Genomic DNA, 5983 nt, shown 5'->3' on the forward strand with positions numbered 1-5983 from the left:
CCGGCCGACGTCGAGCACCCGCTGCGCCACGTGCGCAGCTCGCGCAACGAGAGGGGTCACGATGGACACCACCGCCACCACCGCCCAGGACCGTCAGAGCAGCACGGACGAGGTTCGCCTCACCTCCGTCGCGAACCCGCGTCGCGTGCGCCTCTGACGCACCAGCACCAGCCGGCAGGGGCCGGCCCTCCTCGCGGAGGGCCGGCCCCTGCTGCGCACCCCGCGGGTGCGGGATCCCGCACCCGCGGGATCAGCCGTCCAGCAGCACGCCCGCGCCGCGCAGCCGGTGCATGAGCTCGAAGCCGTCGCCGCCGGAGACCCGCGGCACGTCCTCCGCGCCGGGCGGCACGGCCACCGGCTCCGTCGGCGACAAGCCGCTGGCCAGCAGCTTCTCCGTGGGCGTCAGCCGCCGGATCGCGACGGCCGCCACCTTCTCCGGGTGGGCGGCCGCGAACTCGCCGTAGATCACCGGGTCGTGCTGACCGTCGTCCCCGACGAGCAGCCACTGCACGTTCGGCAGCTCCTCCGCCAGCCGCTCCAGGACGTTGCGCTTGTGCGTCGAGCCGTCGCGGAACCAGCCCGTGTTCGTCGGCCCCCAGTCGGTGAGCAGCAGCGGCCCCGCCGGATACCCCGAGCGCCCCAGGAAGCGGGTCAGCGCCGGGGCGGCGTTCCACGCCCCGGTCGACAGGTACACCACGGGCGCGCCCGCGTGACCCGCCAGCAACAGGTGGTACAGCTCCGACATCCCCGGCACCGGCACCCGCGCCCGCTCGTCGAGCACGAACGTGTTCCACGCCGCCAGCAGCGGCCGCGGCAGGCGCGTCACGACCACCGTGTCGTCGATGTCGCTGACCAGGCCGCGCACCGGCTCCGGGCCCACGACGACCACCTGCGCGGTCGCGCCCTGCTCCGGTGCGGCGTCCGCCCGCCGGGCGCCCGCGAAGCGGCCGCCGGTGTCCTCCGCCAGCGCCAGGCGGACCTCGTGCACGCCGGCGGGCAGGTCCACCTCGATGCGCTCGTCGACGTAACCGCCGCGGTCGGTGGTCAGCACCACCTGCTGGCGCCGGTCGCCGTCGCCGACGTCCACCGACACCCGCACCCCCGCCACCGGCACCGTCACGAAGTGGCGCCAGCCGCGCACCACCGCGTCCACCCGCTCCGGGCGCGGCGGTGGCGGCACCCGGTGCGGGCGCTCGCTGAGCAGCACCCGCCCCATGACGCGCACCCAGCCGGGACCGCCGTAACCGGGATAGGCCAGGAGCCGCGAACTCCAGCCCCGCGCCCGCAACCGGGCACCGGCGAAACCCTTGAGGGCGTCCTCGATGCGCGCGGCGCGGTGCAGCCCGTGCTCGCCCTCCGCCAGGGGGGAGAGGTCCACGTCCAGATCGGCGCGGGCCTGCGCCAGCCGCTCCTGCAGGTTGGGGGGCAGGCCGGTCAGCTGTGGGGGGGTGCCGTCCGACGAGGCGCGACCCGTGGTCGTCATGCCCCGCACGCTACCGGCTGCCGCCGGGCGAGGACCTCCGGTGATCCGGCACCGGGCACCACCGCCGGCGAGCGCCGAACCGGCGGTCAGCGCCCGAAACCGGCCGCCAGCCGCTGCAACCCCTCGTCGATCGGCACCCGCGGCGCCCACCGCAGCACCTCGCGGGTGCGCCGCTGGTCGAACCAGTGCGCCGTCGAGAGCTGCTCGGCGAGGAAACGCGTCATCGTCGGCTCGTCGGGCAGCTTGAGCAGCTCCCACGCCCGTTCGATGACGCCACCGGCCACCTTCGCCACCCCCGAGGGCACCCGCAGCCGCGGGCCCGGCACCCCGGCCGCCTCGCAGATCGCCGCGAACCACTCCGCCACCGTGCGCGGCTCGCCGTTGGTGACGACCAGCGCCTGCCCGTGGGCCGCGTCGGCGCGGTCGAGCGCGGCGAGCAGCGCGTCCACCGCGTTGTCCACGTACGTCAGGTCGACCAGGGCGGTGCCGTCGTCGATCAGCGGCAACCGCCCGGCGCGCGCCCGGTCCGCGATGCGCTCGACGAGCTGGGTGTCGCCCGGCCCCAGCACGACGTGCGGGCGGATCGCCACCACGGCGAGCTCCGGCGAGTCCGCCGCCAGCGCCAGCAGCTCCGCGGCGGCCTTCGTGCGGGCGTAGGGACCGCGGGCACCCGCCGGGTCCGCGGTCCCCGCGCCGACGCCCACGAGCGCGCTGCCGCCGTGCGCCACCGAGGGGGAGGAGACGTGCACGAGCCGGCGCACCCCCGCGGCGCGGCAGGCGTCGACGACGTTGCCGGTGCCGCCGACGTTGACGTCGACGTACTCCGCCTCCGGACCGGTGATCGACACCTTCGCCGCCAGGTGGACGACGGCGTCGACCCCGGCCACCGCGGCCGCGACCGCGGCCCGGTCGGTGACGCTGCCCAGCACCTCCTCCACGCCGGCGATGCCCGACGGGCGGCGCTGCAGCACCCGCACCGCGTCCCCCCGCGCGACCAGCGCCTGCGCGGTGAGCCGGCCCAGCATGCCGCTGGCGCCCGTGACCAGGACCCTCACAACGCCACCCCCGCCTCGCCGGCCAGGACCCGCTCGGCCCAGCGCCCCACCCGGGCCCGGTCGATCTTGGAGTTGTGCCGCACGTCCACCGGCAGGGCCGGCACCAGCAGCACCGCCACCAGGTCCAGCCCCGTCGCCGCCCGCACCGCCCGCGCCAGCGGTGGCGCGGCGACCGTGGTGCGCCGCACCGGCTCGGCGCGCTCGGCGACGACGAGGAGCTGGCGCACCGCGCGCGGACCCACGCCCACCAGCGCCGCCCGCGCGATGCCCGCCACCGCCTCGGCGCGCTGCTCGGGACCGACCGGCGTGACGACGCCGTCGCCGGTGACCACCACGTGCGCCAGGCGCCCCTCGATCCACAGCCGGCCCTCGGCGTCCAGGTGCCCGACGTCACCGGTGCGGTGCCAGCGGCCGGTGCCCAGCCCCCCGGGTGCGCGCACCCGCGTGCTCGCCCGGTGGGTCAGCCACAGCTGGTCGTAGCGGTCCTTGACGTGCTCGGCGCGCACGACGACCTCCCCGGTCACGCCCGCCCGCGCCACCACCTCCTCGGCGGCGGTGCCGTCCTCGGCCAGCGGCGCGATCACCACCGTCACGCCCGGCACGGGGGTGCCCACGCAGATGCCCTCCCCGGCCCCGGCGGCGAGCACCTCCTCCAGGCTGACGTCCGTGGCCGGCAGCACCTCCGTGGCCCCGTACGGGCTGCGCGGTACGGCCAGCGGCATCAGCTGCCGTGCGCGCCGCTGCAGGTCCGGGTGGACGGGAGCGCCCGCGGACAGCAGCGTCGTGACACCCGCCAGCGCCTCCCGCTGCGCCGCGGTGAGGGCGTCGGCGGTGGCGAGCACGTTGGCCAGGGAGGCGGGGGACAGGAACGCCGAGCCGGACCCGCCGGCGACCACCGCGTCGGCCAGCGCCGCCGCCGTGAGGGTCGCGGGCCGGGTGACGTCCATGTCCGGCACGACGCACGTGGCGCCCAGGGCGGGGCCGAACAGCGCGAACGGCGCGAACGCCGAGACCAGGCCGTGCTCGGGGTCGGTGCGGATCGTGGCGCCCATCGCGGCGGCCAGCAGCGCGAACTGCCGGTGCGTGTAGACGACCCCCTTGGCCGGGCCGGTGGACCCGGAGGTGAAGATCACCGCCGCGTCGGCGTCCGGGTCCGGCTCCGGCGGCAGGACCTCCCCGGCCCCGCGCCCGGCCAGCAGCCGCGCCCCGAGCTCGGCGACCTGCAGCAGCGTCGTCGTGGCACCCGTCAGGCGCAGCACGGCACCGCTCACCGGTCCCGCGGCGATGCGCCGGCCCGGCCACCCCAGGGCGCGCGCCGCGAGCAGCCCCTTGCGCACCGCGATGACGTGGTCCGGGCCGGCCCCGGCCACGGCGCGGGTGAGGCCGCGCACGCCGAGGCCCGCGTCGGCGATGACGGGCACCGCCCCGATCCGCAGGCAGGCGTAGAGCACGGCCGTGAGGTCGGCGCCCGGCGGCACGAGCAGCGAGACCCGCTGGCCGGGGCGGACGCCGTGCGCGGCCAGCCCGGCGGCCAGCTCGGTGGTGCGCCGGTGCAGCAGCCGCCAGGAGATGCGCCGCACACCGCCTCCACCGGCGGCGGCGCGCACCTCCACCACGGCGTCGGCGTCGGAGCCGGCGCGCTCGACCAGGGCCCGCCACGGCGGGCGGTGCGCCGCGGTCGCGGCGGGTCCGGTGGCCGCCCGGCGCTCCTCCCGGTCGGACAGCCACGTCAGCACCGCGCCGCTGACGTCGGCGTCCTCGGGCAGCAGGTGCCCGGCGCCCTCGAAGCGGTGCACGGCCGCGTGCGGCAGGCGCCGGCGCAGGTCGCGCAGGAACTGCTCGCCGAACACGGGGTCCCGCGGCCCCCACAGCACCAGGGCGTCGACGTCGGCGAGCTCGGCGGTGCCGGCGGCCACGTCGTCCAGCGTCGCCTGCGTGGGGTGCTGCGTCCCGGTGGGCACGTCCGCGACGAACGCCTCCACGCCGCCGCGCCGGGCCGGGGTGCGGTACGGCGCGCGGTAGGCGGCCGCCACGTCGGCGGGCAGCCGCGGGTGGGTGATCGCCAGCGTGGTGCGCAGGAACGCGTCCGTGCGGCTGGTGAGCAGCGGCAGCAGGCCGGGCAGGGTGGCCAGCCGCAGCGGCCCCGGCGGCGGCGTGCCGGCGGGGTGCGAGGCGGCGGTGTTGCACAGCACGACCCCGTCCAGCCGCGGGGCGTCCCCCGCGGCCCGGTGGCGGCCGGAGCCGTTCGCCCGGCGGCGCTCGGCAGCGGCCCAGCCGAGGGCGATGACCCCGCCCCAGTCGTGGCCGACGACGACGACGGGCCCGGTCAGCCCGAGGGCGGCCACCAGGCCCTGCAGGTCGCCGACGCGCTGGGCGAGCCGGCGGGCGGTGCCGGTGCGCTCGGAGAAGCCCATGTCGAGGTGGTCCGGCGCCACGACGCGCCAGTCCCCGGCGCGCGCCAGCAGCTCGCGCCACAGGTACGACCACGTGGGGTTGCCGTGCAGGCACAGCAGCGTGCCGCGCACCGGCTGCCCGGTACCGCCCGTGCCGCCGGGGGCGCTGTCCAGCACGTGCCAGGTGCGCCGGGTGCCGTCGGCGTCGACGGCCTCGACGAGCCGGGACCACTCCGGCCGCAACCCCGGCAGGCCGGGTGGCGGGAGCTCGGCGGGCGCGCTGGGCGCGGCGGGGGTGGTGGGGGTCGTCGTCGCGGGGGCGGTCGTCACCAGGCGATCTCGATCATCGCGGTGTTCAGGCCGGACCCCACGCCCATCGCCAGCACCTGCTGCCCGGCGACGAGCTCGGGTGCGGTGGCGGCCAGCGTCATCGGCATCGACAGCGGGCCGACGTTGCCCCAGCGGGGGAACGTCATCGGCACCTTCGCCGGGTCCAGGCCGAGCCGCTTGACGAAGGTCTCGGTGTGCACGCGGGAGATCTGGTGGATGACGAAGCGGTCGGCGCCGGCCCAGCCGAACTCGGCGTCGGCGTCGGAGAAGGCGTCGGCCACGATCTCGATGCCCTCGGTGAGCATCAGCCGCGCGTCGGTGCGCATGTGGTCCAGGTCGCCGATGCACAGCTCGTGGTGCTCGGTGCCCGCCTTCGCCACCCCGCCCACGATGCGGTGGGCCTCGGGGTGCTCGTCGAAGCGGCCGAGCACGGCGGCCGCGGCCCCGCAGCCGAGGGTCATCGTGGGGAACTGGTCGAGGAAGTCGCGGCGGGTGACGTCGGGGCGCGACAGCCGCTCGATGGTGCCCTGGTGCATGGGGCGCACGTCCTCCGCGCCGAGCACCACGGCGTAGCGGACGGCGCCGGCGTCGATCATGCTGGCCGCCACCTGCACGGCGTTGACCCAGCCGAGACAGGCGTTGGTGATGTCGAAGTTCATCGCCGAGGAGGGCAGGTCCATCGCGTGGTGCACCGCGGTGGCGACGGCGGGCTCCAGGTGCGG

General features: G+C 77.6%; 4 protein-coding genes. All 4 read right to left on the minus strand.

From position 1 onward, the window contains the following. Positions 1–250 precede the first annotated feature (250 nt). Complete coding sequence (locus ABEB16_RS12775) at positions 251–1483, minus strand: App1 family protein phosphatidate phosphatase (protein WP_345712629.1); 1233 nt, start codon at positions 1481–1483, stop codon at positions 251–253. 86 nt (positions 1484–1569) lie between these two features. Then, on the minus strand, positions 1570–2538 hold the full coding sequence (locus ABEB16_RS12780; protein ID WP_345712630.1) for an NAD-dependent epimerase/dehydratase family protein: 969 nt from the start codon (positions 2536–2538) through the stop codon (positions 1570–1572). Then, on the minus strand, positions 2535–5261 hold the full coding sequence (locus ABEB16_RS12785; protein WP_345712631.1) for an alpha/beta fold hydrolase: 2727 nt from the start codon (positions 5259–5261) through the stop codon (positions 2535–2537). The genes ABEB16_RS12780 and ABEB16_RS12785 overlap by 4 nt, the downstream gene beginning before the upstream one ends. Continuing rightward, positions 5258–5983, minus strand: a 726-nt coding sequence (locus ABEB16_RS12790; RefSeq protein WP_345712632.1) for a 3-oxoacyl-ACP synthase III, incomplete at its 5' end; no start/stop codon positions are given. The genes ABEB16_RS12785 and ABEB16_RS12790, both read right to left, overlap by 4 nt.

Source organism: Kineococcus glutinatus, from assembly GCF_039542765.1.
Taxonomy (GTDB): domain Bacteria; phylum Actinomycetota; class Actinomycetes; order Actinomycetales; family Kineococcaceae; genus Kineococcus_A; species Kineococcus_A glutinatus.

Bases quoted from the DNA above. Each gene is read 5' to 3' on its own strand.
- ABEB16_RS12775 (WP_345712629.1), bottom strand. From the start codon at position 1,483: ATGACGACCACGGGTCGCGCCTCGTCGGACGGCACCCCCCCACAGCTG.